At 39.5% G+C, this 25,111-nt stretch carries 22 protein-coding genes and 3 pseudogenes; 14 read left to right on the forward strand and 11 right to left on the reverse strand.

The genetic code is table 11. The annotated features are described in order from the left end of the window. The first annotated feature begins 224 nt into the window (after positions 1 to 224). Positions 225 to 1,106 (forward strand): DMT family transporter, encoded by an 882-nt coding sequence (locus P4S61_RS10015; RefSeq protein WP_442961590.1) that lies wholly within the window; start codon positions 225 to 227, stop codon positions 1,104 to 1,106. Positions 1,107 to 1,193: 87 nt separating this feature from the next. Here the strand turns inward: P4S61_RS10015 and P4S61_RS10020 are convergent, their stop codons facing one another. The 3 genes from P4S61_RS10020 to P4S61_RS10030 form a co-directional block, all read right to left on the reverse strand. Beyond that, on the reverse strand, positions 1,194 to 2,975 hold the full coding sequence (locus tag P4S61_RS10020) for an alkaline phosphatase D family protein (RefSeq protein WP_182732370.1): 1,782 nt from the start codon (positions 2,973 to 2,975) through the stop codon (positions 1,194 to 1,196). Between the two features lie 79 nt (positions 2,976 to 3,054). Next, positions 3,055 to 3,399, reverse strand: a complete 345-nt coding sequence (locus P4S61_RS10025) for a rhodanese-like domain-containing protein (RefSeq protein ID WP_182732369.1) — start codon at positions 3,397 to 3,399, stop codon at positions 3,055 to 3,057. Position 3,400: 1 nt separating this feature from the next. Beyond that, positions 3,401 to 3,589 carry a YgaP family membrane protein gene (locus tag P4S61_RS10030; RefSeq protein ID WP_149983085.1) on the reverse strand — a complete coding sequence of 63 codons (189 nt, stop codon included), beginning with the start codon at positions 3,587 to 3,589 and terminating at the stop codon, positions 3,401 to 3,403. Positions 3,590 to 3,719: 130 nt separating this feature from the next. On the opposite strand from P4S61_RS10030, the gene P4S61_RS10035 reads away from it, so the two are divergent. The 3 genes and pseudogenes from P4S61_RS10035 to P4S61_RS10045 all read left to right on the forward strand — a co-directional run bounded on the left by P4S61_RS10035 (position 3,720) and on the right by P4S61_RS10045 (position 8,366). Then, entirely contained in the window at positions 3,720 to 4,022 is a 303-nt protein-coding gene (locus tag P4S61_RS10035; RefSeq protein ID WP_149983086.1) for an ArsR/SmtB family transcription factor, read from the forward strand. 4 nt (positions 4,023 to 4,026) lie between these two features. Next, positions 4,027 to 7,315, forward strand: a pseudogene (locus tag P4S61_RS10040) (efflux RND transporter permease subunit). Beyond that, positions 7,305 to 8,366: an efflux RND transporter periplasmic adaptor subunit gene (locus tag P4S61_RS10045; protein WP_145241951.1), complete on the forward strand. Its 1,062-nt coding sequence runs from the start codon at positions 7,305 to 7,307 to the stop codon at positions 8,364 to 8,366. The pseudogene P4S61_RS10040 and the gene P4S61_RS10045 overlap by 11 nt, the downstream one beginning before the upstream one ends. Here the strand turns inward: P4S61_RS10045 and P4S61_RS10050 are convergent. Beyond that, positions 8,359 to 8,469, reverse strand: a pseudogene (locus tag P4S61_RS10050) (nitroreductase family protein); the annotation flags it as partial. The gene P4S61_RS10045 and the pseudogene P4S61_RS10050 sit on opposite strands and share 8 nt — an antisense overlap. A 162-nt stretch (positions 8,470 to 8,631) precedes the next feature. Between P4S61_RS10050 and P4S61_RS10055 the strand changes: the two are divergent. Together P4S61_RS10055 and P4S61_RS10060 are read left to right on the forward strand one after the other, a co-directional pair. Then, positions 8,632 to 8,892, forward strand: coding sequence for a hypothetical protein (locus P4S61_RS10055; RefSeq protein WP_337118214.1), 261 nt, complete (start codon positions 8,632 to 8,634; stop codon positions 8,890 to 8,892). A gap of 64 nt (positions 8,893 to 8,956) precedes the next feature. Next, entirely contained in the window at positions 8,957 to 10,339 is a 1,383-nt protein-coding gene (locus P4S61_RS10060) for a hypothetical protein (RefSeq protein ID WP_337118215.1), read from the forward strand. Positions 10,340 to 10,415: 76 nt separating this feature from the next. Here P4S61_RS10060 and P4S61_RS10065 read toward each other — a convergent pair whose 3' ends face one another. Continuing rightward, positions 10,416 to 11,093, reverse strand: a complete 678-nt coding sequence (locus P4S61_RS10065; protein ID WP_337118216.1) for a nitroreductase family protein — start codon at positions 11,091 to 11,093, stop codon at positions 10,416 to 10,418. Between the two features lie 557 nt (positions 11,094 to 11,650). On the opposite strand from P4S61_RS10065, the gene P4S61_RS10070 reads away from it, so the two are divergent. Both P4S61_RS10070 and P4S61_RS10075 read left to right on the forward strand, forming a co-directional pair. Then, the gene (locus P4S61_RS10070) at positions 11,651 to 12,532 is read left to right on the forward strand and encodes an ABC transporter ATP-binding protein (protein WP_182732365.1); all 882 of its coding nucleotides are present in this window, start codon (positions 11,651 to 11,653) and stop codon (positions 12,530 to 12,532) included. A 10-nt stretch (positions 12,533 to 12,542) separates the two neighbouring features. Then, positions 12,543 to 16,120 (forward strand): annotated as a pseudogene (locus P4S61_RS10075) (ABC transporter permease/M1 family aminopeptidase). A gap of 55 nt (positions 16,121 to 16,175) precedes the next feature. Here P4S61_RS10075 and P4S61_RS10080 read toward each other — a convergent pair. Further along, entirely contained in the window at positions 16,176 to 16,550 is a 375-nt protein-coding gene (locus P4S61_RS10080) for a DUF5329 domain-containing protein (protein WP_145241943.1), read from the reverse strand. 212 nt (positions 16,551 to 16,762) lie between these two features. Then, complete coding sequence (locus P4S61_RS10085) at positions 16,763 to 16,957, reverse strand: hypothetical protein (RefSeq protein WP_337118217.1); 195 nt, start codon at positions 16,955 to 16,957, stop codon at positions 16,763 to 16,765. A 205-nt stretch (positions 16,958 to 17,162) separates the two neighbouring features. On the opposite strand from P4S61_RS10085, the gene P4S61_RS10090 reads away from it, so the two are divergent. The 3 genes from P4S61_RS10090 to P4S61_RS10100 all read left to right on the forward strand — a co-directional run bounded on the left by P4S61_RS10090 (position 17,163) and on the right by P4S61_RS10100 (position 18,911). Beyond that, positions 17,163 to 17,462, forward strand: coding sequence for a Bor family protein (locus P4S61_RS10090; protein WP_337118896.1), 300 nt, complete (start codon positions 17,163 to 17,165; stop codon positions 17,460 to 17,462). Further along, positions 17,459 to 17,788 (forward strand): Bor/Iss family lipoprotein, encoded by a 330-nt coding sequence (locus P4S61_RS10095; protein WP_145241937.1) that lies wholly within the window; start codon positions 17,459 to 17,461, stop codon positions 17,786 to 17,788. Before P4S61_RS10090 ends, P4S61_RS10095 begins: the two co-directional genes overlap by 4 nt. Positions 17,789 to 18,017: 229 nt before the next feature. Beyond that, a complete protein-coding gene (locus P4S61_RS10100; protein ID WP_337118218.1) occupies positions 18,018 to 18,911 on the forward strand; it encodes an aldo/keto reductase in 894 nt (297 codons plus the stop codon). Between the two features lie 142 nt (positions 18,912 to 19,053). On the opposite strand, the gene P4S61_RS10105 is transcribed toward P4S61_RS10100, so the two are convergent. From P4S61_RS10105 to P4S61_RS10120, 4 genes are all read right to left on the reverse strand, one after another. Beyond that, positions 19,054 to 19,731, reverse strand: a complete 678-nt coding sequence (locus P4S61_RS10105) for a TorF family putative porin (RefSeq protein WP_145241933.1) — start codon at positions 19,729 to 19,731, stop codon at positions 19,054 to 19,056. Positions 19,732 to 20,020: 289 nt separating this feature from the next. After that, positions 20,021 to 21,184, reverse strand: a complete 1,164-nt coding sequence (locus P4S61_RS10110) for a hypothetical protein (protein ID WP_145241931.1) — start codon at positions 21,182 to 21,184, stop codon at positions 20,021 to 20,023. Positions 21,185 to 21,332: 148 nt separating this feature from the next. Next, the gene (locus tag P4S61_RS10115; protein ID WP_210797922.1) at positions 21,333 to 21,533 is read right to left on the reverse strand and encodes a helix-turn-helix transcriptional regulator; all 201 of its coding nucleotides are present in this window, start codon (positions 21,531 to 21,533) and stop codon (positions 21,333 to 21,335) included. Between the two features lies 1 nt (position 21,534). Further along, positions 21,535 to 21,960 (reverse strand): hypothetical protein, encoded by a 426-nt coding sequence (locus tag P4S61_RS10120; protein ID WP_337118219.1) that lies wholly within the window; start codon positions 21,958 to 21,960, stop codon positions 21,535 to 21,537. A 238-nt stretch (positions 21,961 to 22,198) separates the two neighbouring features. Here P4S61_RS10120 and P4S61_RS10125 point away from each other — a divergent pair, with 238 nt between their 5' ends. The 3 genes from P4S61_RS10125 to rplX all read left to right on the forward strand — a co-directional run bounded on the left by P4S61_RS10125 (position 22,199) and on the right by rplX (position 25,110). Beyond that, on the forward strand, positions 22,199 to 24,139 hold the full coding sequence (locus P4S61_RS10125; RefSeq protein ID WP_337118220.1) for an AsmA family protein: 1,941 nt from the start codon (positions 22,199 to 22,201) through the stop codon (positions 24,137 to 24,139). 277 nt (positions 24,140 to 24,416) lie between these two features. Further along, positions 24,417 to 24,785, forward strand: coding sequence for a 50S ribosomal protein L14 (rplN, locus tag P4S61_RS10130; RefSeq protein ID WP_011329449.1), 369 nt, complete (start codon positions 24,417 to 24,419; stop codon positions 24,783 to 24,785). Between the two features lie 10 nt (positions 24,786 to 24,795). Further along, positions 24,796 to 25,110, forward strand: a complete 315-nt coding sequence (rplX, locus tag P4S61_RS10135) for a 50S ribosomal protein L24 (protein ID WP_016710194.1) — start codon at positions 24,796 to 24,798, stop codon at positions 25,108 to 25,110. The last annotated feature ends 1 nt before the right edge of the window (position 25,111 follow it).

Consider the following 25,111-nt stretch of genomic DNA (forward strand, 5'->3'; position numbering starts at 1 on the left):
CCCAAAGTGTCTTATGCTATTAGCTCAAATTATCTCTAAACCCCTTGTTTTGTACCTTTTGTGGGTGTAATTTAAAGCGATTTTATCTGAAAAGGATGCAGTTTTATTAGGGTTCAAAGTAGTTGATTTCTAATAGGACTCTAATTTCGTAGCATATATTTGTGCTACACAAACACATGGAGAGAAGTTAAATGGCTAGTAAAGAGTCAACCGCAGTGATTTGGATGTTGTCAGATTCATTTATCTTAAGTGTGATGTTACTAATCGGTGGTTTTTTAGGTAAAGCTATCAGCCCATTCCAAGTTGTCTTTTTGGTTAATGTAATTGCAGCTTTTGCGGCCATTATATTATTCTCGAAAGGCAAATGGGAAAATATCAAACCCCAAAAAATGAAGCTACATATTTTCAGAGGACTGCTTGGTGTTAGTTCAACAATATGTTTGTTTTATGCTCTGCAATATCTAAGTTTAGCGGAAGTAACCGCGATTAACTTTTTTGTGCCACTTATAACGTCCATTTTGTCGGTGTTTATCTTTAGAGAAAAACCAAAAGCCTATGTCTATATCGCTATTATTTTGAATTTAGCTGGAGTGATGATGCTGCTTTCTCCAAAACTAATGGCGAGCCAAGTAACGCAGCAAAACCTCTATCTAGGATTGATCTTTGCACTGTCAGCGGTAGCTATTTTAGTCATTTATAATATTAATTTAAAGAAAATAGGCAATGCAGAGAAAGTTGTGCCTCAAATGGTTTTTGCTCCCCTCTATTCGGCGATTATCTTATTACCCGTCGCTATTTTTGTGTGGAAACCTTTAGGTACAAATAGTGCTCTACTAATTATGCTATATGGTGGGCTCCTTATTACTAAACTTGCAGCACGTTTTTTCGCTTTTAATAAAAGTGACTTATCTAAGCTAATGCCGCTTGAATATGCGCAAATTCTATTTTCTAGTATTTTGGGCTACATTTTTCTTCAACAAACTCAAACTTTATTGGGTATCACAGGCATTGTATTGATCGTGCTATCAAGTATCGCTCATGTTTTATTCATGCACTTTGAGAGGAATAGCGACACTAAGAATATGAAAGGAATTACCAATGATTAAAGTCGTAACGCAAAAATTCCGGCGATCGAGTGATCGCCGAGCTGTTTTAATCTTTCATCTAAACATTTTTCCTAGCACCTAGAATCTTTACCCTTGTATTACTGGCTGACCTGCTAGCATACGTAGTTCTTTACTGCGCTCGGTTTGCATTTCGTATGAAGCGGTTTTAATGCTGCTTACGTAATTCCACTTAGCGGTGGCTTGCTCTGGGGTAAAGGTCACGGTTAAGTAACCTCTATCGACTAAGTTGTTATAGATAAGATCATTGACTAATAGTGCAATAACTTGCTCCATTTGTGCCGTAACTTCAGGTCCTTGTGTATTCAGCGCTAGGTATTCTTCAAGACCAGGCGAAGACACCGAAGAGGTAGCAAATTCTACACCGGCATTTTGTGACGCTGCAATTGGGTTTGCAGCATCAGTAACTAATTGCCCAGCCCAACCGTTATGAGTATCACCCGCTAAAACCACTAAGTTCTTTTGTGCGGCAATGGCAGTACCAAGCAGCACTTCACGTTCGTAGGCGTAACCATCCCATGCATCTAAATTGTATGGTGCAGTAGTATCAACTCGAGCGCGTTCGGCATCAGTAACACTTGGATCGCCTGCAAGCACGCGGCCTTTGATTTGTGCAAGTTCAGCAAATAATGCCGATGCTTGTGCTAATAATGCATTAGTGTCGCCGCCATTTGCTTGACTTATTTGTAAGCTCACTAGTAGTTGCAGTACTTCAAACGGCAAATGCATTTTGGTCATCAGTACTTGTTGGCCAAGTACCTGCCATTTTGAGTTTGATGTTGTCATGCCATCAGTGAGCCATGTTAGCTGCTCATTGCCAAGTAATGCGCGCGATGGTGAGCTTAGTGCATTTGCAAAATCACTTTGTCCTTGTGCACTGGTTAGGTCAAAATCAGCATAGCTTAGCTGTTCATCACGGGCGAGTACACGCGTGTCTAGCATGTATAAAGAGACTAAATTACCAAACTCAAAGCGACGGTAAATTCGTTCTTTATCAGCTACATTACGAATTGGCATCCATTCAAAATAGGCCTGTAGGGCATGTAGCTTACGTTCGCTAAATTCACCTTCGCCTTCATTATGGTTTTCTGCGCCATTTCGCCATGTGTCATTGGTAATTTCGTGGTCATCCCACACAGTAATAAATGCACAGTTACTATGCGCAGCTTGTAAGTTTGAATCAGTACGATAGTGGGCATAGCGGTTACGGTAATCAGCTAAGCTAATTATTTCGTCACTGTTATCTTCTGGCAGTAAACGGCCTAAAATACCAGCATCTTCAGTAGCGTAGCCATCATTGCCGTATTCATAGATGTAATCACCTAAATGCAATACAGCGTCTATGTCTGTTTGCTTGGCTATTTCACCATACACATGGAAAAAGCCTGCGGGGTAGTTGGCACACGATATAACAGCAAATTTCACTTTATCAATACTGCCTGTTGGTAGTGTTTTACCTGCACCAATAGGTGAGGTTTTGCCATTCGATTTAAAGCGATAATAGTAAGTGGTGTTGGCGTTTAAGCCTTGTAAGTCGACTTTTAAGGTGAAGTCTGTAGCTGCACTTATATGTGTTTCACCATTGTGGCTGATATTAGCAAAGTTAGGGTCGGTTGCTGCTTGCCATTGTACTTTAATGCTGGTGGTTGTTGGATCTAGAGGGGTTACACGAGTCCACAGAATTAGGCTGTCAGCTAATGGATCACCACTGGCAACACCATGAGCAAAGCTTACGTCAAGAATGTCGTCATCTTCATCATCAAACCGACAAGCTGTTAATCCTAATGATAAAACGGCGACACCAAATCCTGCCGCCGAGGCTTTTAAAAAATTTCTTCGTGTAAACGTCATTGCTCTGTACCGCTAAATTTAAAAGTAAGAGCTTATCCGACCAGTATGACTTTTATGTGAAGCTGTTATGCCAATTGCATTAAAATACTTGGCAAACCTGTTCTGCATTACAGGTAATAACGGTGACGTTTTCATAACCAACGCGGGTAAGTGCTTCAGCGCTTAATGTTGCGCGTGCGCCACTGGCGCAGTGTAAGTAAATTGGCCGAGCTGGGTCTTTTTCGATTTCCATTAACTTCATTTCTAGTAAACCACGGGGAATATTAATTGCGCCGATAGCTGCTTTTGCCGCATGTTCGGCGGGTTCACGTACGTCAATTAGTAGTCCTTTGTTGTCAGCAATTTCTTGCTTGGCCTGTGTAGCCTCAATGCGGCGTTGATTTGGCGTAATTATTTTCATTAGATCTGGGATTGAAGTAAGCATGTTATTCCTCGAAACCTAGTTTTTTTAAAAGAGTGATCATCGGGCACCATTTACTAAATGCTGATTGAATTAAGTTTAGAGCAATAAACACTGTAAACCAAATCCACAATGGATCATGAAATTGCTGTAGTAACAATGATATGCAAATCATTACACCTGCTATCAAGCGAAGAGCATCGTTTAGTTTCACGGTTAACCTTAGTAATAGTGACTGTTACTATTTAATATATTAGATAAAGCTACATTAGTAAATTATAATATTAGACTTTTCTAATATAGCTAACTATAATCTGCTGTACTTTGAATATAAGAGTGGAACTATGACTATCGACTTTGCAGCTATGGCTAATAACGTAGAGCATGCTGAGCAGCTATTAAAAATTTTAGCAAATAAAAACCGTTTAATGATTTTGTGCTCTTTGCAGGGGCGTGAAATGAGTGTTTCTGAATTAAATGCGGCTGTACCATTGGCACAGTCTGCTTTATCGCAGCATTTGGCTGCACTACGAAAAGCAAATATTGTTAGTACTCGTCGCGAAAGCCAGACCATCTATTATCGGGTGATTAACGACAACGCACAGGCTATGTTAGCCACGCTCTATGGTTTATTTTGTAAGGAATAACCAAATGGATAAGCTCGACAGTGCAGTAAAAAATAGTCTTAACGGGCGTATTCCTATCATTATTTTTGTAATGGCTGTGTTGCTTGGCATTATGGCTTTACAGCAAACTCCCCGTGAAGAAGAACCGCAAATAGTGGTGCCGATGCTGGATATTTATGTCTCAGCTCCTAACATTGAAGCTCCCGAAGTGGCAAGGCTGGTCACGCAACCACTCGAAAAGTTATTGGCGCAATTACGCGGTGTTGAGCATATTTATTCAACCACACAAAGTAATGGCACTGTGGTGACATTGCGCTTTACTGTGGGTCATGATCGTGAACAAGCAATCCTCGATACTTACGCCAAACTATATAGTTATCAACATACCATGGCGTCAGTTATTAGCTCATGGCAGGTGCGCTACGGTCGAAGTAAATGACGTGCCGATTGTGATGCTAGGCTTATTTAGTAAAGATCCTAAATTATATAACGACTATGAGTTAACCCGTTTTGCTAACGAAATTGCGAATAGTTTACAGCGCATAGAAAACACCAGTGAAGTTAAAGTGATTGCTGGGCGCAAACGCACTTTAACGGTCAATTTAGATGCGACGGCCCTAGCAGCTCATCAAACTACGCTCAGCGATGTTTATTATGCACTGAGTGTATCTAATCAATTATCTCAGGTTGGCAGTGTTGTTAATGCAGAGCAACAAATCATGCTACAAGCTGGTGATGTGTTACGAACAAAAGCCGCGATTGAGCAGCTTGTTGTAAATGTTATTAACGGCAAAAGTGTTTATTTAAAAGATATTGCAAAAGTACTCGATGGACCAAGTGAGCCTGAAAATTATCAGTGGCTAGCGCAATCTGATACCACACAAGAGCATCCTTTAGTCACCTTAAGTGTTGCTAAAAAAGCGGGCACAAATGCAGTCGCAGTCGCAAATGATGTACACGCGATGATGGCTGATTTAAAAACTAATTTTTTACCTTCGCAAATAGATTACACAATACTTAGAGATTACGGGCAAACCGCTAACGAAAAAGTGAATAACTTAACCTCAAGCTTAGTGTTTGCGGTATTTACCGTAGTGATTTTTGTTGGCGTGTTCTTAGGCTGGCGACCCGCTATCGTTGTTGGTTTAGCTGTGCCAATTTGTTATGGCATAACCTTAAGCCTCGATTTTGCGTTTGGTTACACCATCAACCGAGTAACGTTATTTGCATTGATATTATCACTGGGCTTGCTGGTGGATGATCCGATAACGGGCATTGATAATATTAGCCGTTTTTTACAAAACAAAGGCAATAAAAAACAACAGATTGTCGCTGCAATGAGCGAAATACGTGGTGCATTATTAATGTCGACACTGACCATCATGGTGGCTTTTATTCCTTTGGCTTATATCACTGGCATGATGGGCCCATATATGGCACCAATGGCATTTAATGTGCCTGTAAGCGTGATGGTCTCAACCATTGTGGCATTCTTTGTAACTCCTTGGCTTGCCATGAAGTTATTAAAAGAACCGGTTGTTGAGCACAATGATTTAACTTCCCCTAAAGTAGCTATTTATGAACGCTTATTAACGCCTTTACTGGCCAGTAAAGGGCGCGCAAAACTGATTTTATGGGCAACCTTAGGATTATTTATTATCAGTGCATTGCTGCCCGTGATGCGAATGGTGCCGCTGAAGTTATTGCCGTTTGATAATAAAAATGAACTACAAGTACTGATAGATATGCCCGAGGGGACGAATCTGGAGCAAACAACACTGACCGTTCGTAAAGTACAAGCTATAACATGGCAGCTTAGTGAAGTAAGTGAAATAGCTGCGTATGTTGGGCAACCATCAAGCATGGATTTTAATGGTATGGTGCGCGGTTATTATCGCCGTGAGGCCGCTAATTTAGCTGAGCTTAGAGTATTACTATTAGACAAAGCGCAGCGCGAGCAACAGTCTCATGGTGTCGTGATGCGTTTACGTAAACAGCTTGAGCCATTGGCCGTTAATGGCATTGTGATAAAAGTGGTTGAAGTTCCACCCGGGCCGCCAGTATTTAGCACCTTAGTGGCTGAAGTGTATCGTGATCCGTTTGTTGATACGCAAACCCACCATCAAGCGGCTCAACAAGTTGCACAACGACTGAAGCAAGAGCCCCATGTGGTTGAAGTTGATACAAGTATTGCAGCCACGGCACCGATGCAGCGCTTTATTACCGATAAAGCCAAGGCGGCTTTGTCGGCGGTATCAACACAAGATATTGCCAATACATTAACGATTGCATCTGCGGGTAAAAATGTGGGCGTAATGTATGTCAGTGGTGAAACGCAGCCCGTTGAGATCAAAATGCAATTACCATATCAGCAGCGAAACCAATTAGCGCAACTGCTTGCTATACAAATCAGAGGTGATAGAGAGCTGGCAAAATCAACTAATGAGTTTGGTTTAACTAGTGCGCCACGACCGTTGGTGGCTTTATCTGAGCTGGGTGAATTTCATAACCTAAATGTCGCAAAACCGATTATGCGTAAAGACCAACGCGAGGTTGTATACGTGATGGCAGAGCTTAATGGCCGTACTCCTGCAGAAATCATTGCGGACGTAAACGCTGATTTAAATGTAAGTAGCGATGATTTTGAGCAAACAAATTGGTTAGCCCGCAGCTTTTTTAATAACGGTGGAACTCAGGCTTGGCAATTACCACAAGGCACGCATGTAACGTTTAGTGGTGAAGGTGAATGGCGGATCACAATTGATGTGTTTAGAGATATGGGAATTGCGTTTGCTTTTGCGTTAACCGCCATTTTTATTATTTTACGAATACAAACGCAATCTGCCAGTTTATCGCTGATTATTATGTCGGCTATTCCACTTACTGTGATTGGTATTATGCCAGGTTTTTGGTTATTAAATCAGTTTGGTGAGCGCTCCATAGCCGGTGCTCCAGAGCCTGTGCTATTCACCGCAACAGCGATGATCGGCATGATAGCACTTGCTGGTATTGTGGTGCGTAACTCGCTTATTTTAGTTGAGTTTATTAATCAAGCTCGCGGGCAAGGGATGGCAATAAAAGCGGCATTGATTGCCGCAGGTACAACGCGGATGCGGCCAGTATTACTGACTGCTGGCACAACTTTATTAGGCAACTTAGTGATTACGTTAGACCCCGTATTTAGTGGTCTTGCTATCGCTATTATTTTTGGCATTGTGGCATCAACATTGTTTTCGTTGTTTGTGGTGCCGCTAGTTTATTATTTAGTGTTTGCGAACACACAAACAACCGAGGATGAAGCTCATGCAAGGTAAATCAAAACTGTTCGGCTCAATCATTGCGTTGTTAGTGATTATTGTTGCTGTGCTTTATATGGCAGGCAGCTTTTCAAATAAACAAGCCGCAGGAAATAAACCCGTATTAGCAACGACATATGAGGGAAAAGTCGCTACCGTTGAGCTGACGGCGATCAAGCGCAGTGAAGATGTTCCCGGTACTGTGATTGCAAAACAAAACACGCAAATTTCGTCACGAGTGATGGCACAAGTGGAACGTTTAAATGTACGTGCTGGTGATAGTGTTGTGCAAGGCGATGTTCTCATTACTTTGCAGCAAGACGATTTTAAAGCGCAATTGGCACAAAGTGATGCGCAAATAAAAGCCATTCAAGCGTCACTTACACAAGCTGATAAACAGCTTAAGCGCGTAACTGACTTATATTCACAAGGGTTGGTATCGGTTAGTGATAATGATGAGGCAAAAGCGAAATTTGATAACTTAACCGCAAGCTTAGCTGTTGCCAAGCAACAGCAAACCCAAGCACAAGTCGCACTTGAATTTACCCGTATAAAAGCGCCCATTTCTGGAGTTGTTGTAGAGCGGTTAGTTGAACCAGGTGATACCGCAGTGCCTGGTTCACCTTTATTGGCACTTTATAATCCACAACAATTACAGCTTGAATTTAATGTGCGAGAACGTCAGGCAATTAGCCTCACACTGGGTCAAAGCTTAACGGTCAGTTTGCCTTCACTTAATATAACCGCTGTTGCGGTGGTGAGTGAAATTGTTCCGATTGCCGATAGTGCTGCACGTAGTATGTTAATTCGTTTAGAGTTGCCAACACAATCAAACTTGATGCCTGGTTTATATGCACAGCTTCACTTGCCACTGGATACCGAGCAAGGAATTTTAATTGAGCCAAGTTGGGTGCATGAGTACGGTCAATTAGCCATGGTATATGTTATTAACGAGCAAAAGATTGAGCGCCGCTTTGTTCGTTTAGGGGAGGTGATTAATGCTAAACAGCATATTATCGCCGGGCTTAACGCCGGCGACACATTAGCGGTGGATTTTAAACCTAAATGAAGGTCGCAACTTCGTCGAGTGATTTTTTCACCAAGGCATGATTAGGCACAGTAGCATCATCACTTGGGTAACCGGCAATGAGCAGCATATAGGGGCGTTCGTTTAAGGTGTAATATTTTAAGATTAGTCGATAAAAATTGACAAGAGTGATATTTACTGTAATTGTTACTTATAAGTTAAATTTAATAAATTTGATATTTTTTGTATTGTGTGTAAAATGCACAGCTAAATTTTCTGTCTCTAATGGATTAGTAAGGGTCAAAATATGCTTTTTATAGGTATGGTTCTTTTATCACTGTCTATTCTATTTTTCGTTCTCAGCTTTAAAGTACTAATGAAGCCTAAAGCGGAGTTTAAACATAATCATAAGTTGACTGGCTCAGTGAGTAAAGCTCTTCAAGGAGATATTGATCATGACTTCGCTTACTCACCGGAAGAGATATCTAAAGGCTTTACCATTGACTCAAGAAATGGTGAGTTTGTTCCTTGTAGCCAGCTTTCAAGAGAAGCTATTAAATCTATTTAGACATAAAATATGTCGATTATTAAGCCACGTTATGTGGCTTTTTTATTTTCTGCAGGATTAGTTCATGAAGTTTATTGGATGGATTCCAAATTTAAGGGGGCGACTGTCATTTGATACAATTGGTTCTAGTACAAAGCCTTACCCATATATTAAGCAAAGGTATTTAAACCATAATTTGGTTCTACAAGAAAACAGAAAATTAAATGATAGTGCGGTTCCTCGCTTTTTAAGAAAATGGTTATTTGAATTTAAATACTCACCATTAAGATTATTTTCCAAGGCTAGTAAGACTATTGAGAAGCTAAGTTACCATTCTGGGGACTTTAAATTTTCTTTTTATTATTCGTTTATAGAAAATGCTGAAAATACAAAAGGGTCTTTGAGTGGCTATGTCATTATTGAGCCTAGTATATTTTTAGAAAAACATAAGTGTCATAATGTTTTGGAGAATGAAGAGCTATTAAAATCTATGAGTATACCTAGTATACAAGATATCTTGGATCGCTCTCTAATTGTAACAAAAATAAAGATCTTTAGAGATGGCTTTTGTGAGTTAGAAAACTTGTATGTACGTAAAATACAGCGTGAAAACCTTTTGTGGACAGCAACTGTTCCTGAAGGGTTTGATAAGTTTATTGAAGAAGTAGTACATCAGACATATTACTTTATTAAGGATGTTTGTCATCAACATCAACATCATGACTCAAAAACTGATAACTTATTGCCCTTAGTTAAATGTGGCGATGGTAATGAAAATAGATCTTACGAGGCACTTGCTATTAATATTTTCAAGTCTCTTTACCGTTTAATATTAAAGAAAAGAAGAGCTGAGAGCATAAAAGAATTTCATAGCATGAGAGGTATATTGTGTTATTTAAAGAGTTTTAGGCAGATTGCCTCGACAAGAAGAATTTCAGTAAAGAATTTTCAAAGTGAAGATGATATATTTTTATCGGGTTCAATAGAAGCTAAAAGTAATTGTTTAGCCGCCGGACGGGAGCGTAAAAAAAGCTTTATAGGTATGATACCTAGTATAATATCTTTACCTGTTTCCTTTCTTGCACTTTGTTTTGCTTTTTCATCTATGATTATGATTTATAATAAGAATATTGGTGAAGGTTCGGTTTCAAATGATAGTGGTTCGAAAATCTCTTTGGATACATATATTGAGCTAATACAGTATCTAATAATGCATCCTTTACAACTTTTTTGTATCTCATTCTCCATTCTGTTTACGCTTTTTTTTGTGAGTAGTGACCTTTTCAAAGAGAGTCGGTTTTACCATGACTTTTGGAGGGTAGTGTATGGTTTTAGTAATCAAGTAATTATAAGTCTTATTTTGGCTGCATGTGGGGTACTAACCTGTTATTTATCAATGGATTATATAGAGCCGAATTTTAAAATGATTATCTCAGATACATTTTATAATTTATTCATCCAATCATAGATAAATTATCTTTTCCTCAGATGCTTATAACAAAATGCTCAATACATAGTTATTGAGCATATCAGTCATTTTACAATCAAATAAACGTAGCAACTTCATCGAGTGATTTTTTCACCAAGGCATGATTAGGCACAGTAGCATCATCACTTGGGTAACCGGCAATGAGCAGCATATAGGGGCGTTCGTTGTCTTTGTCGCGGCCACAAATGTCGGTTAAAAAGCTCATTGGTTTAGGTGTGTGAGTTAGTGTTGCAAGCCCTGCGCGATGTAATGCTTGAATTAAAAAGCCGGTGGCAATACCGACTGACTCATGCACATAGTAGTTGGTGTTTTTATCATCAGTATTTAAGCCGCCTTTCTTTTGGCTGAATACGGCAATTAGCCAAGGTGCATGCTCTAAATAAGGTTTGCTGGCATCAGTGCCTAATGGCTTTAGAGCATCTAACCACTCTTCACCAGCGCGGCCTTCATAAAATGAGCGTTCTAATTTCTCGGCTGCTTCACGAATTTGCTTTTTCACATCACTACTATTAATTGCTACAAAATGCCACGGTTGGTGGTTTGCACCACTTGGTGCTGTAGCTGCGGCTTTAATGCAGGTTTGAATAATATCTTTTGGCACCGGTCGGTCGCTAAAACTACGAATTGTATGACGACGCTGGCTTGTCGTTAAAAACTCATTAGCGCGTTCAAGCATCTGTTCATGTGGATATTCAATAAAGTCTGTAAGTGGTTGGTAGTCATGTTGCTGCATGGCTTTTCGCTTCTTATTAAATGTTGATAACTATTTTTATACCCAGTAGCGAGATTAGGTGCAAGTAATATCTACTTTACAGTTATGTTATTTCCTAAAATAATGATTGTTAATTGCACATTGTGTTCACAGATTGTTCAGCTATATTTTCATACAGTATAGTTCGAAATTAAGAATGCATGGGTAGCTAAAAACAAAGCAACATTATTACAAGCACATGCTTTGAATACTCAGCCGAGCATACCGGCAGTCATTATTTAGACATTCAAAAATCATTAGTGCAGGCAGATTTTGTCGATAACTTAGTTATATAAAGTTATCGCTAGTGCAAACTGATGATGAAAATAACTACTGCAGTATTAAATACAGCTTTGAGTTAGTGTTACTTCAGAATTTAAGTTCACCTCTCCTAAGAGTGAAACCAAGCCGCACTTATTGCGGCTTTTCTGTTTTCATTCTGTTACAAAATTACAACCTCCTGCTATTGTTACTAACTTACTGGTAATGTAACTTACTTCGTATAAATAATTATTATAATCAAATACTAGGAAGTAAAAATGCTATCAATAACTGGGTTATCAAAAACTTACGATAACGGGGTGCACGCACTACAAGGGGTTGATTTATCAATAGGAAAAGGTCTGTTTGGATTACTTGGACCAAATGGCGCCGGTAAATCATCGTTAATGCGTACTGTTGCCACTTTGCAGTCAGCCGATGCAGGTTCTGTGATCTTTGACGGTATTGATGCATTTAAAGACCCACAAGCGCTTCGTCAGCGTTTAGGCTACCTACCACAAGATTTTGGTGTTTATCCGCGAGTTTCAGCTTATGACTTACTTGATCATATGGCTGTTTTAAAAGGGCTCGATAATAAAGCACTGCGTAAAGAGTCGGTTGAAGGCTTGTTGGCACATACAAATTTGTATCAGCATCGTAATAAAGCCGTGAGTGGTTTTTCTGGTGGTATGCGCCAGCGTTTTGGTATCGCACAAGCATTACTTGGTGACCCTGATTTACTGATTGTTGATGAGCCAACAGCAGGTCTTGATCCTGAAGAGCGTAATCGTTTTCATAATTTATTAGTAAGCCTTGGCGAGAAAAAAGTGGTCATTTTATCAACTCACATTGTTGAAGATGTCGCGGAGCTTTGCCCTAATATGGCGGTATTAGCCAGTGGCAAAATTTTACTTGAAGGTAACCCAATAGCACTTACTGATAAACTCCAAGGTAAAATTTGGCAAAAAACAACCAACCAAACTGAAGCGCAAGAGCTTGAACAGCATCTACCAGTGATTTCAAAGCGTTTATTCGCTGGGCAGACAATTTTAAATGTGTATGGTGAGCAAGCTCCTGAAGGGTTTACTGCTAGTCATGCTAACTTAGAAGATGTGTATTTTTCTACTTTGCATCAGCATCGTAATATTAGTGCAGCGTAGGGGGGATATCATGTTTTTAAATATGCTTACCTTTGAGCTGCGTTATTTTATACGTCAGCCTTCATTTTATGTAACCGCTTTAATCTTTTTTTTAGTGGCTTTTTTGCAAGTAGCAGTGACAACGTCTTACTTGGTGGCAGCAACGTTAATGTGAATTCACCATTTAGTATCTTGATGCTAGTTAGTATTTTGCTTCAGTTTGCTATTTTTTTAGTGGTAAATTTTGTTGCTGGTTCTGCGATTCGTAATGATGAAACGAATATGTCAGAGCTAGTTTTTAGCAAGCCATTCAAGCCATTAATGTATCAATTAGGGCGCTTTTTAGGTTCGTACTGTGTTGTTGCGCTTATTTTTGCGTTTGTACCGCTGGGAATATATTTAGGATCTGGTTTTGGTTTGCTAGTTGGTTGGCTTGATCCTGAGTTGGTAGGAGATAACAAGTTAGGCTATTACTTAACGGCCTATTTTTATATGGCAGTGCCTAGCTTGTTTGTTTTAGCGGCTATATTTAATGGTGTGGCAACGTATTTTCGCTCAATGATGGCAGTATATCTTACCGCGGTTGCATTTTTAATCGCCTACTCTACCGTATCTGTTTACTTTGATGATTTAGCGTTTCGATGGATAGTGGGTTATGCCGATCCTTTTGCAAGTGGCTCATTACTTGATATTACTCGTTATTGGACTGCGAGTGATAAAAATACTCAAACGTTAGAGCTAACAGGGGTTTTACTATTTAATCGTATATTATGGGTTATATTGGCAGCTGTTATATTTTTTGCCTCAGGCAAGCTGTCATCTCGCATTGTTATCAAGCGCGAAAAGAAGAAACTCGCTGCCTCTAATTTAACTAAACAAAAAGAGGCGGCTCTCATTGCTTCTTCGGTAAATCATAAAGCGAGCGCAAGTTCTTTCAAACAACAGCTATTATTGCGCTGTGTTTTTGAGTTTAAACAAGTTGTTATCAGTGCGCCATTTTTGATTTTAGGTATTATTACTTTAGCTGTACTTATGGTGCCATTACTAGCTCCAGTTGGTTGGTATGGCACAGTTAATTGGCCTGTTACTCAAAACATGGTTGGTATCATTCAAAATGCAATAGGACTATTAATTACTATTGTTATTGTGTACTACAGCGCTGAGCTAGTATGGCGTGAACGTAATAGCGGCATGGGTGATATTGTCGATAGCTTTCCGGTGCATAATAGTGTGTTTTGGGTGTCTAAGCTATTGGCTTTAGTGAGTGTTATTGGTCTGCTTTATATTTTTAGTATGGTACTGACAATTACTGTACAGCTAATTAAAGGACAGTTTAATTTAGAGCTTGGACAATACCTATTTAGGTTAGGTTATTTTGCTTTTTTACCTTTTGTAATGCTCGCTATTCTGGCCTTTTTTCTGCAGATAATCAGTGCTAATAAATACATCGGCATGGGATTATTTGGACTGTATTATTTAGTGTCAATAGTGCTAAGTAATTATGGGTTTAGTCATAATATGTTTCATTTTGCCCAATTAAGTCCTGCTGCTTATTCAGATATTAACGGTTATGGTCATTACTTAACTGGAGTGGCATGGTACACACTTTATTGGGGAGGGTTAAGTGTGGTGCTAGCCGTTATTGGGCTTGCATTGTGGCACCGTGGCCCGTCACAAAGCTTACGCAATCGTTTTGCGCAGTTAAAATATAACTTAGGTCGAAAAGGGCAAGCGGCGGCAGTACTTGGGTTAGTGGTATTTATCGCTGCGGGCGCACAAATTTATTATAATACAAGAGTGCTGAATGATTTTTATACTAAAGATCAACTTGAAAACTTGCAAGTTGAATACGAGCAACAGTTTGTGCAGTATAAAGATGACCCACTGCCGATAATCACTGACGTTGATCTTAATGTTGCGATATATCCACAGCAGCGCAAAATACTCGCCACTGCCAATGTGCTTATTACCAATACTAGTGAGCAAGCAATTAAGCGATTTTTGGTGAGTAAACCGGATAACAGCCCTCAGTGGAGTGTTAAAATTGCCGGAGGGGACATCACTGAACAATTGCCTGACTATAACTCAGCGTGGTTTGAATTTACTCAGCCATTAATGCCTGGTGAAGTGCGCAAAGGTGAGATTTCAGTCGAGCGCAGCCACCAAGGTTTTGCCGATAGCAACACCGATACTAAGCTTGTTGCTAATGGCACCTTTATTGATAATTGGCGCTTATTCCCGCGCTTTGGTTATAACGACAGTTATCAATTAACGGATAAACATGAGCGTCGTAAACGTGGCTTACCTGAGCTACAGCGTGCTAATAAACTTGAAGACACTCAGTATTACAAACAAAGCATGTTTGGCGCGAATGGTGGTTTTATCAACTTTGCTGCAACCATTACTACTGATGAGTCGCAATTTGCAATTGCACCAGGTTATTTAAAAAGTGAAACAGTGACTGACGGACGACGCACGTTCCGTTATGAAATGGATTCACCAATAATAAACTTTTATGCCATTTTATCCGCTCGTTTAGAGTCTAAAAAAATAACGCATAATGGAGTAAATGTTGAAGTCTATTACCATCAAGACCATACGTGGAACGTGGGTCGTATGATTGAGTCGGTTACTGATTCAATTGATTATTTTTCTGCGGAGTTTGGTCCTTATCAACATAAGCAAATGCGTATTATTGAGTTCCCTGGTTATGAGTCATTTGCACAAAGCTTTGCTAATACTGTACCTTATTCAGAGCAAATAGGCTTTATTACAGATAACCGAGACAGTACTAAGATTGATGTGCCTTACTATGTTACTGCTCATGAGGTGGCTCACCAGTGGTGGGGGCATCAGGTTACCGGAGCTAATGTGCAAGGTGCTGCAGTATTGTCAGAAAGTTTATCGCAATACAGCGCAATTATGGTACTTAAGAAAAAATACGGTGAGCAAAAGCTACGTAAATTCTTAAAGTATGAACTTGATAAGTATTTGCAAGGTCGCTCAGTTGAAGCGTATCAAGAAATGCCGTTGTATAAAGTAGAAAGCCAAGCGCATATTTATTACCAAAAAGGTTCAGTGGTGATGATGGCCATGCATGATTTGTTTGGTGAGGAGCGTTTAAACAGCATTTTAAAAGAGTTTGTTAGTGACTTTAAATATCAAAGTAATCCTTACCCGACCACGTTAGATTTACTTAGTTATTTGAAACGTGACGCGACTCCCGCAGAGCAAGCGTTCATTGATGATCAGTTTATGTATATCACTTTATATGAGCTGACAATGAAAGAAGCGAAAGTATCTGATGAGGCTGATAGTGATGGCTTGTACACGGTCACTCTAACTGTCGAGGCCGCTAAAAAGCGTGCCGATGGTCAAGGTGAAGAAGCAGAGCAACCACTTGATGAAATGATTGATATTGCATTATTTAACGATGATCCTGAAAACCTACTAGCTGAAGATTTTGTGATTTATTCACAAAAGCACCGGTTAGTAACCGGCACTAACACCATTGAACTAAAAGTGAAAGAAAAGCCGCTTTTCGCAGGGGTTGATCCTTTTGTTAAGTTAATTGATAAAGATAGTGTTGATAACTTGGCTAAGTTTTAGAGTTCGTTAGCTGAGACTTGGTTTATATCCACTTTCACAAGGTGAAAAGCCGCATTTATTGCGGCTTTTCTATTGCTCTAAAACGGGCTAATTCATCAGTTAACCATTTGCTAGCGGTTAATGTGCTACTATCAGGTAAAATAACCGTATAGGCTTTACCACTCCATGAACTTTTGCTGGCAAGGTTGTCAATAAAATCATCAGCGGTTTTTGCATAGCGTTTGGCTTTTCGGTATTTCATGGCTAAATGCTCAGCCGCTTCTTCACTGTTATGTTCATCGCCATTTCGAATAAACGTTGCTTTACTTTGCTTAATAAAACTAATTAAGTGACTGACTTCCTGATCTGCGCTTGCTGCAACACTTAGCCGACTAACGCACAGTAAAAGGCACGCTATAAAAACGTATATATTATGGGGTAAGTGTTTCATCTATAGCCTCATTTAGGTGTAAATTTACCATTATAGGATTGTGATCTGAGCTTTGTTGTTGTGGCACACGGGTTGTATTAACGGTCACACCGCGGGGCTATATTTGTTAAAGCGCAAGACCAAAAGCATTTGTCCGTTTATCATCAATATAAAGCGTTTTTGAGAAACCAAGCTTATAAAGTGCGGTAATAGCTACCTTTTGCCTTGCATCACTACATGCATTGAGTTCCCCTGCAAAAATAATCGGTCCTTGATGTTGTTACATCTTGCGTGAGTGTATGAGCTGTTTCAGTAACGCCTTTATATTCGTCTGACAATGGTGCTGTGGCCAATGCTGTGATGCTTAGCAAAGCAATTGCAATTGCAATTGCTACAATAGCAATAAAAGAAAATGATTTTATCTGCATCAATGACCTTAAAGCAATTTGACTAAAAAGAATGTTACTGCATTTTAGGTGCTCTAAATAAGAAAAAGTTCCTAAAAAGCTTGCCAAGCTAATGAATACAGTTTGTTTCTACATTTTCAATACAGTTTCTTACTTTTTTTAGTAGGCATTCATTTTACACTCTGCACCACTAAATTAATCAGGATTAAGTTATGCGAATTTTTTAATAAGTTTGTTATTTATTGTGCTTGGAGGGTGTTCAGCTGTAACAATCCAACCACAAAAAATGGCTAAACTTAGCTCAAAACCAACTTATCAAGATAGCCGTCCATTTTTTATGTGGGGACTGGTTGGTGAGCAGCGTGTTGATGTAAAAAAGGTATGTGGCGATCAAACTGTGGTGCAAATGCAATCACAACAAACATTTATCGATGGTGCGCTAGGGTTAGTCACGTTAGGTATTTATGCACCACACACAATTAAAGTCTGGTGTCAGGAGCAAGGTAGCGAAGGAGTTGGAATATGAAAAAGTTAACAGGGTTGTTCACTATTGTATTTATTGTCGTGTTAGCGGGGTGTACTAATATTCATTTTGATAACGGTGAATATGATGACTTAGCTGAAAACCATAAAAGTGAGCAATGGCATCACAACTTTGCCGCCGCTCTTTATGAGGGCTCGAATGCGGTTGATTTATCTGAGATTTGCCCTGATCCGCAATGGCAAAGTGTGCACACTTATAAATCATTTACTAATGGCTTAGCAGAACTGGTTGTTAACGAAGTTGGGCCTATTTGGTACCCAAAAACAGTTGAGGTGAGTTGTGCACAGGTACCGTATAAAGTGCAGTAATTTTTAATAATCAAAGATCATGTTAAAGTTGTACTAGTTAAGTACCTTAACCTTATTTAACTCAATCATATAGTTAGCATCGCACTCACTTTTTAATGGGTGCTTTTTCTATGCTGGATATATTATCTTCTTCTCTCTATTAAAAGTATATTAAGTTAGTAGAATATAGTCCATTCGTATAGAGGCTGGCATTTTTTAGCATCGTGCACCAAATAGTTGAGAGATAATAATGAACAACGCAGAGCGTAAAATTGACGAACTAGTACTAGGGTTTTGGCGATTATTAGATTGGCAAATTACTCCACAACAGTGTTTAGCTTTTCTCGAGCAAGCAATTGAAGCTGGCGTAAGGCACACCGATCACGCTGACATTTACGGTGGATATGGCTGTGAAGCAGAGTTTGGTAAAACCTTGGCTTTAAAGCCAAGTATTCGAGATGAGATTAGAATTATTACCAAGTGTGGTATTAAACCTGCTTTTGCAAGCTTAGGATTAGCAGGCCAAGCTAATCATTACGATTCGAGTGCCGCACATATTATTAGCTCAGCACAGCAATCGTTAAAGCATTTTAATACCGATAGATTAGATGCATTACTTATTCATCGCCCTGATTATTTGATGAATGCAGACGAAGTAGCTGAGGCATTCACTACTCTTAAGCAAAATGGTGATGTACTCGATTTTGGTGTATCAAACTTTACGCCATCACAACTAAGTTTATTGCAGTCGCGTCTTGATTTTGAATTGGTGACCAATCAAATTGAATTTTCACCGTATGAAATGCAAGCACTTGATGATGGTAGTTTAGACCAATGTCAGTTACTTGATATTAAACCTATGTGTTGGTCACCTTTGGCTGGCGGTCGCATTTTTGCAGAAAATGATGAAAAAGCGATTCGCCTGCGTCATGTACTCGAACAAGTAGGCAGTGAAATAGGTGCAAATTCAATAGATCAAGTCGTATATGCATGGTTATTAATGCACCCAAGTTCCCCATCAGTGGTACTGGGTACTGGCAACATTGAGCGTGTTAAATCGGCTGTTGCCGCTAAGCAGTTAAAACTCAGTCGTGAACAATGGTATCGTATTTGGCAGGGTTCAACAGGGCACAGTGTGCCATAGGAGTTGTAAGTTTTAAGCTATAAGCAGTCTGAGTTTAGGGTAAGTCTTGACATAAAATCTGAACTTAGTCGCTTTTACCGCTTACCAAGATCGAGAAAGGGCCTTACGGCCCTTAGTGTTGCAGCAAGTAACACATTCTTTTTTATAGGCTAAAGTCCATTGAAAAAGCAACGTAAGCCTTAATATCACTGTCATCCATATCGGTATCAGATAGACCAAAAGTGAAGCCATCTTTAGAGATAGATACGCCGTAGTCGATGATATCGTCATCACCAATAAAATCACCAGAGTAGTGACCTAAGTGTAAAGCCATTTCAGTGCCATTAGTACCAACTGCGAAACCGTAATCTGCAGTCAGGTATAACGAATCACCAAAGTCTGTGCCATCACCGCTTGCGGCTGAAGTTGCAAGAACTGATGCGCCAAAGCTAAAGCCACCCATACTGATGCTACCGTAAATTTCAGAAAAATCAGCGTCTGCGCCAGAAGCTGCATCAGGGTAAGCGTAATAGATGTAGCCAACGTCGTAGCTCATATTTTCATTAATATCGCCACCAAAACCAGCATAGAGATCAAGCTCGTAGGTCATTTCATCGGCCCAGCTTGCATTTGAAGCCCAAGTACCAGCATAAAAACCTGATTCGTTGGCATAATCAATACCACCTGAAATTGCAGCATCACCACCGGTTTGTTCTTGACCACGCCATAAGTAGTTTGAAGTTGCTGCGGCATTGGCTGTTACTTCTGCATATGCTGCTGTAGATGTTGCACCCATGAGTACAAGTGTGCTGATCGCAATTGCTGATTTTAGTTTTAACATGTTTGGTATCCTGTTGTTATGCTGATTTTTTGGCTCGCAATTATTAATTAGATTGCAGTCTATAATTGCGGATCCTATTTTTAGTTGTCTACCAGGATAATTGCACTGCTTGTGCCAAGTTAAATGAAAAGCAATAATTTATATTTAAATTACTTTATAAACAACGATATAAATATTTATAGTGAAAGGAGGAGATTGTTTTTTACGAAGCCTGCGCACTTTATTGGTGCGTAAAAAAACCCGCATGCACAACTCAGTTGCAGCGGGTTTTTGTATTTTTTACTGTGGTTTAACCAAAAATAGTACGCATTAGGCTGATTGTTTCGTTCACGCCACGGCCTTTTTGTACTTCGCTGATAATTGAATCACGCTTTGCGCGAATATGCTCAGGCATATCGTCAGCAGCAAGTGCGCGATCAACAAGTATTTCAGCAGACTCTTTACCACGACGCACTTTTCTAGTGCCAGTGGTTGTTGTACGCTTTGGTTTACTCAATAACTTGATGTAGTTAGAGTTTTCAGGCGTGTTTTTGTCCGCGTGGTAGAAGAAGCACGGAATTAACGCTTTGATTGCAACAAGTTGTTGATCCAGCTCGCTGTCACCACTTGCCATTTTAAACCAAGACATACCATGAACTGCTTGGACAATATCCTGCCAATAACGCGCAAAGTCACGATTATTTAATTTAGTAATAGCCAATGCTGAACAAAGTGCATCTAAACGGGTGTTATTAATTGGTGTAAAAACATCTGGGCGGCGCATTGCTAATAGACGAGTTGCCGGTGCAAGCGTTGGCTTTTCATTGCTATCAGTAAAGGCTTTTAAATATTTGACCACAAATTCTTGGTAATCAGCTTCAGTTACTTCACCTTCTAAAGGTATATGTGCTAATGCTTCATCAAATAATGCCGGCAGGTCGGCAAGCATTTGATGAAAAGCTTTGGCGCTTTTAGTAGAGCTAAACCATTCGACATCAAAATTATAACTACTTGGATCCAGTGCAGAAGTATGTTTACCACTAAATGCTAATAAATCTTCAGGGATCATCTCTTTCAGTGATTGCTCGCGAATACCAGCTATATAGTTGGCAAGGCGTAACTGTTCATCAAGGGCTAACACATCTTTATGTTGCTCTATAAATACACTAACTACAGGCCAAGGTGCTACGCGTAATGTTTTCAATTGTAAGAAGCTAATTGCTGAAACTAATAAGTCATTAAGCTTTTTTAAAATTGGTAATTGATTGGTTTCGAGTAAGTCATGATTAATACGGTCACGGCTAGCATTAAGTAGTTCATAGCACCAACCTAAGAAGTCTTCAGGATGATTTTCTATTTTCACCGCCATCAGGTTTAAGCTGATTTCAGAAGCCTGCTTTAGAATATTTTGATAAATATGGCCTTCTTGTTCGCCTAATGCCATTTGTGAAGGTGAAATGAGCAATTTTTTCATGCCTGATGGTACTCCGGTTAAATACATTTTTCAGTTGTCTAATTTTAGCGCAAAACGTCTTAAAACAACAGGGCTGTGCATCATACCGAAGAATACAGGGGATGCAATCTTGATAAGTTAAATCTGCACAAGATTGCATTTAAAGGGGTTAATCACCATCGTCAAGCGTAAAAAGATGCTCAACAGAGGTGTTAAACCGCTGCGCTATCTTCAACGCAATAATCACAGAAGGTGTGAATCGACTCGTTTCGACCGTGCTGATTGTTTTGCGTGAAACGGCGATAGCATCGGCTAGCTCTTGTTGCGAAAGCCCAGCGGCTTTGCGAAATTCTGCTATATGATTTTGCACATTATCTCCTAATCACGGCTTTGCCAAAAATTGAAAAGCCATATACCAAACTCATAACAGCTAAGTAAAAGGTGGCCATGGTACTGTGTGTTACATCAACAGCAAGGTTATCTGAAGCTAAATATATCGCCCCCATGCTAAACAGCAGAGCGAGTACAACATGTTTATAGGCTATCGTGTCTATAGTATTTAAATACTCATCTTTATAAGTCAGGCGGTAACTTAATTTCCATGTAAAGCCACCTCTGATCACAAACATAAAAAATGAACCAAGAAAAGCAGCACTTCCTAAAAACAGCAGCGGTGCTGATGTGTGATTAAGCATGGGGTAAACGCTAATAATTAGTAAGGTTATACCCATGAAGATCGAAAACCATGCGTTTTGGTTCATAAATTTTTCTTCGGTTTTAATATCTTGTTGTTTCATAAAGTCCATCCTGTGAAAGTGTTAATTTATATTTTTGTAACCTACAGGTATCAATGTAACCTTGGGGTATCATTTGGTCAAGTTGTTTTTTGTAACCTAAAGGTATCAAAATATTTCAGTCACAATTCATATATTCAATGTAGAATGCAGGGAATAGCATTTTTATTCGTTGCACAATGATTTTAATGCTAACTCCCGCTATGATAAGAACATTATTTGCACATTTGAAAGGACCATCATGAAGACCTTATTTAAAGTTATTGGTGTCATATTATTATTGCTTGTTGCTTTAATTATTGCTGCACCGTTTTTAATTCCAACCGATGCCATTTTTAATAAAGTCTCTGAGCAGGTTGAGCAAACCACAGGGCGTACTTTAACTATTAAAGGCGATAAAACATTATCCGTTTTTCCTTCTTTGAAGCTTGAACTTGAAGATGTGCATTTTGCCAATATGAAAACTGGCTCACGTGCAGATATGGCAAGCATGCAGCAACTTGCAGTTCATATTCCTTGGTTTTCGCTATTTGGTGGTGAACTTAAACTAGAAAAGTTTGTGATCAATGAACCAAACATTCTGCTTGAAACAGATAAAAATGGTAAAGCTAACTGGCAGTTATTTGATGCAGTAGCTACGAAACCTGAGCAGCAAACTCAAGCAGGTGAGGCAGTCAAACTACCTGAAAACTTTGATATTCAATTAGGTGAAGTAGCTATATATGGTGGGTCGTTTACTTATTTAGATGGTCAAACGGGAGCTAAACAGCAAATTAGCGATTTAGAATTAGCTATTTTACTGCCTTCACTGCATAAATCACTCGAAGTAAAAGGTGGGATCACTTATATGCAAGAGCGCTTTGAGCTTGATGTAACAGTTGATAACCCAGCTAAAGCAATAGAAGGTGATACATTTAATGTGACAACTGATGTCACTTCAAAGTTAGTTGATGTTGAGTTTAAAGGCTTAATAGCCGGTCAAGGTAAAGATATTCAAGGTCAATTAGCGCTCAGTGGTGATTCAGTAAAAGACATTGCTAAATGGCAGGGAGTCGAGCTGAACGCTAAAGAAAGCGCCTTTAATGCATTTAGTGTTAGCGGCAAAATGCGTATGCAAGGTGATAAGTTCAACCTAGCTGAATTAGTCGCCACTCTTGATGCATTAGAGATCAAAGGAAAAAGCGAGCTTAATTTAGGTAAGCGTTTAGCCGTTAATGCTGACATCGATTTAGGTATGCTGGACTTAAATCCTTACTTACCTGAGGTGGTAGCGCCAGCAGATAAACCAGAACCTAAAAGTGACGAGCCAGCCAAACCAATTGTATGGGATGACACAAAAATGGATTTAAGTGGCTTAAATGCCTTAGATGCGAATGTGGTGATCCGTTCAAGTGGCTTAAAAGCAAATGAAATCAAACTTGGTGCTAATCAATTCACTGTAAACCTTAACAAAGGCGTAGCAAAAATCAGCCTAGATAAGTTTGCCGCCTACGAAGGTAATGGTAAAGGCACAGTAACGGTTAATGCGAAACAAGCCCCTTACAAAATCAGCACCAATTTCTCGTTAGATAAAATAGACGCACAACCATTGCTAACAGATGCCGCTGGCTTCGATAAGCTAATGGGCAAAGGCTCACTCAATTGGGACTTAGCAACATCAGGTCAGAGCCAAAAAGACTTTATGAGTTCCCTACAGGGTAAACTAGCATTTGAATTTGCCGATGGTGCAGTAAAAGGCGCCAACATTGCTGAAATGGTTCGCAAAGGCAAAGAGCTAATTAAGGGTAACTTTGGTGCAATATCCGAAGGGCTAGATACTGGCTTTGATAACTCCCAGCAAACCGACTTCTCTGCGCTAACGGGTAGCTTTAACTTTACCAATGGCGTAGGTAAAAACACAGATCTGAGTTTGTTAAGTCCATTAGTACGTATTAGTGGTGAAGGGGATGTTAATCTACCCGCAACGACAGTTAACTACCGCTTAGTGACAGGCATAGTCGATTCACTCGAAGGGCAGGGGACCAAAGATGATAGTACCGGCTTTAAAATTCCAGTACGAATTAAAGGACCATTTCATGATGTTGGCATCAGCTTAGATGTAAGCAAAGCGGCAGAAGATGAAGTAAAAGAAAAAGCGAAAGATAAAATTAAAGATAAGTTAAAAGGTTTGTTTGGCAAATAATGCCGATTTTATTCGGTGATAAAACAATCAGGGCATAAAATTGCCCTGATTGTTTTATAATCAATGCTAAAATAGCAAAATATGTTTCATCGACAAAACAACCATCCTCGTTATTCTAAATTAATTAAAAAATAACCTACCACTACCCCCGCAATGCTGATACAATTGCCCGCCCTTGGGAGACAACTAGATTGTTTTTTGAGTGGTTTTTAACCTAAATGTCTTGATTTTAAACAAATTTAAGACAGTTGTAATAACTACACCGGAGGTCATTAACATGATCCAAATGCAAACTCAGCTGGAAGTTGCTGATAACAGCGGCGCTCGCAAAGTGCAGTGTATTAAAGTCTTAGGCGGTTCGCACCGTCGTTATGCAGCGATTGGTGACATCATTAAAGTTTCTGTTAAAGAAGCGATTCCTCGCGGTAAAGTGAAGAAAGGTGATGTTAAAAACGCGGTAGTTGTGCGTACTAAGAAAGGCGTTCGTCGTCCAGATGGTTCTTTGATCCGTTTTGACAGCAATGCGGCTGTTATCTTAAATGATAACTTGCAGCCAATTGGTACACGTATTTTCGGCCCTGTGACTCGCGAACTTCGTAATGATAAGTTCATGAAAATCGTTTCACTAGCCCCAGAAGTACTGTAAGGAGTCAATCATGGCAGCAAAAATCCGTCGTGATGACGAAGTAATCGTTCTAGCAGGTAAAGACAAAGGTAAGCGCGGCAAAGTGCTTTCAGTTGTTACCGAGTCTGGTCGAGTATTTGTCGAAGGCATTAACTTAATCAAGAAGCACCAAAAGCCGGTTCCACAATTGAACCAGCCAGGTGGTATTGTTGAGAAAGAAGCGTCTATTGACGTATCAAACGTTGCGATCTTCAACTCGGAAACGAGTAAAGCAGATCGTGTAGGTTTCAAGATTGAAGATGGTAAGAAATTACGTATCTTTAAATCTACTGGTAAAACTATCTAAT

Source organism: Pseudoalteromonas sp. B160, assembly GCF_037162485.1.
GTDB lineage: Bacteria > Pseudomonadota > Gammaproteobacteria > Enterobacterales > Alteromonadaceae > Pseudoalteromonas > Pseudoalteromonas rhizosphaerae.

Coding starts and splice junctions, on each gene's coding strand:
- P4S61_RS10070 (WP_182732365.1), top strand. CDS start 11,651: ATGCTATCAATAACTGGGTTATCAAAAACTTACGATAACGGGGTGCAC.
- P4S61_RS10060 (WP_337118215.1), top strand. CDS start 8,957: ATGAAGTTTATTGGATGGATTCCAAATTTAAGGGGGCGACTGTCATTT.
- P4S61_RS10055 (WP_337118214.1), top strand. CDS start 8,632: ATGCTTTTTATAGGTATGGTTCTTTTATCACTGTCTATTCTATTTTTC.
- P4S61_RS10120 (WP_337118219.1), bottom strand. CDS start 21,960: ATGAAACAACAAGATATTAAAACCGAAGAAAAATTTATGAACCAAAAC.
- P4S61_RS10105 (WP_145241933.1), bottom strand. CDS start 19,731: ATGTTAAAACTAAAATCAGCAATTGCGATCAGCACACTTGTACTCATG.
- P4S61_RS10035 (WP_149983086.1), top strand. CDS start 3,720: ATGACTATCGACTTTGCAGCTATGGCTAATAACGTAGAGCATGCTGAG.
- P4S61_RS10045 (WP_145241951.1), top strand. CDS start 7,305: ATGCAAGGTAAATCAAAACTGTTCGGCTCAATCATTGCGTTGTTAGTG.
- P4S61_RS10095 (WP_145241937.1), top strand. CDS start 17,459: ATGAAAAAGTTAACAGGGTTGTTCACTATTGTATTTATTGTCGTGTTA.
- rplX (WP_016710194.1), top strand. CDS start 24,796: ATGGCAGCAAAAATCCGTCGTGATGACGAAGTAATCGTTCTAGCAGGT.
- P4S61_RS10025 (WP_182732369.1), bottom strand. CDS start 3,399: ATGCTTACTTCAATCCCAGATCTAATGAAAATAATTACGCCAAATCAA.
- P4S61_RS10020 (WP_182732370.1), bottom strand. CDS start 2,975: ATGACGTTTACACGAAGAAATTTTTTAAAAGCCTCGGCGGCAGGATTT.
- P4S61_RS10015 (WP_442961590.1), top strand. CDS start 225: ATGTTGTCAGATTCATTTATCTTAAGTGTGATGTTACTAATCGGTGGT.
- P4S61_RS10065 (WP_337118216.1), bottom strand. CDS start 11,093: ATGCAGCAACATGACTACCAACCACTTACAGACTTTATTGAATATCCA.
- P4S61_RS10085 (WP_337118217.1), bottom strand. CDS start 16,957: ATGCAGATAAAATCATTTTCTTTTATTGCTATTGTAGCAATTGCAATT.
- P4S61_RS10100 (WP_337118218.1), top strand. CDS start 18,018: ATGAACAACGCAGAGCGTAAAATTGACGAACTAGTACTAGGGTTTTGG.
- P4S61_RS10125 (WP_337118220.1), top strand. CDS start 22,199: ATGAAGACCTTATTTAAAGTTATTGGTGTCATATTATTATTGCTTGTT.
- P4S61_RS10110 (WP_145241931.1), bottom strand. CDS start 21,184: ATGAAAAAATTGCTCATTTCACCTTCACAAATGGCATTAGGCGAACAA.
- rplN (WP_011329449.1), top strand. CDS start 24,417: ATGATCCAAATGCAAACTCAGCTGGAAGTTGCTGATAACAGCGGCGCT.
- P4S61_RS10080 (WP_145241943.1), bottom strand. CDS start 16,550: ATGAAACACTTACCCCATAATATATACGTTTTTATAGCGTGCCTTTTA.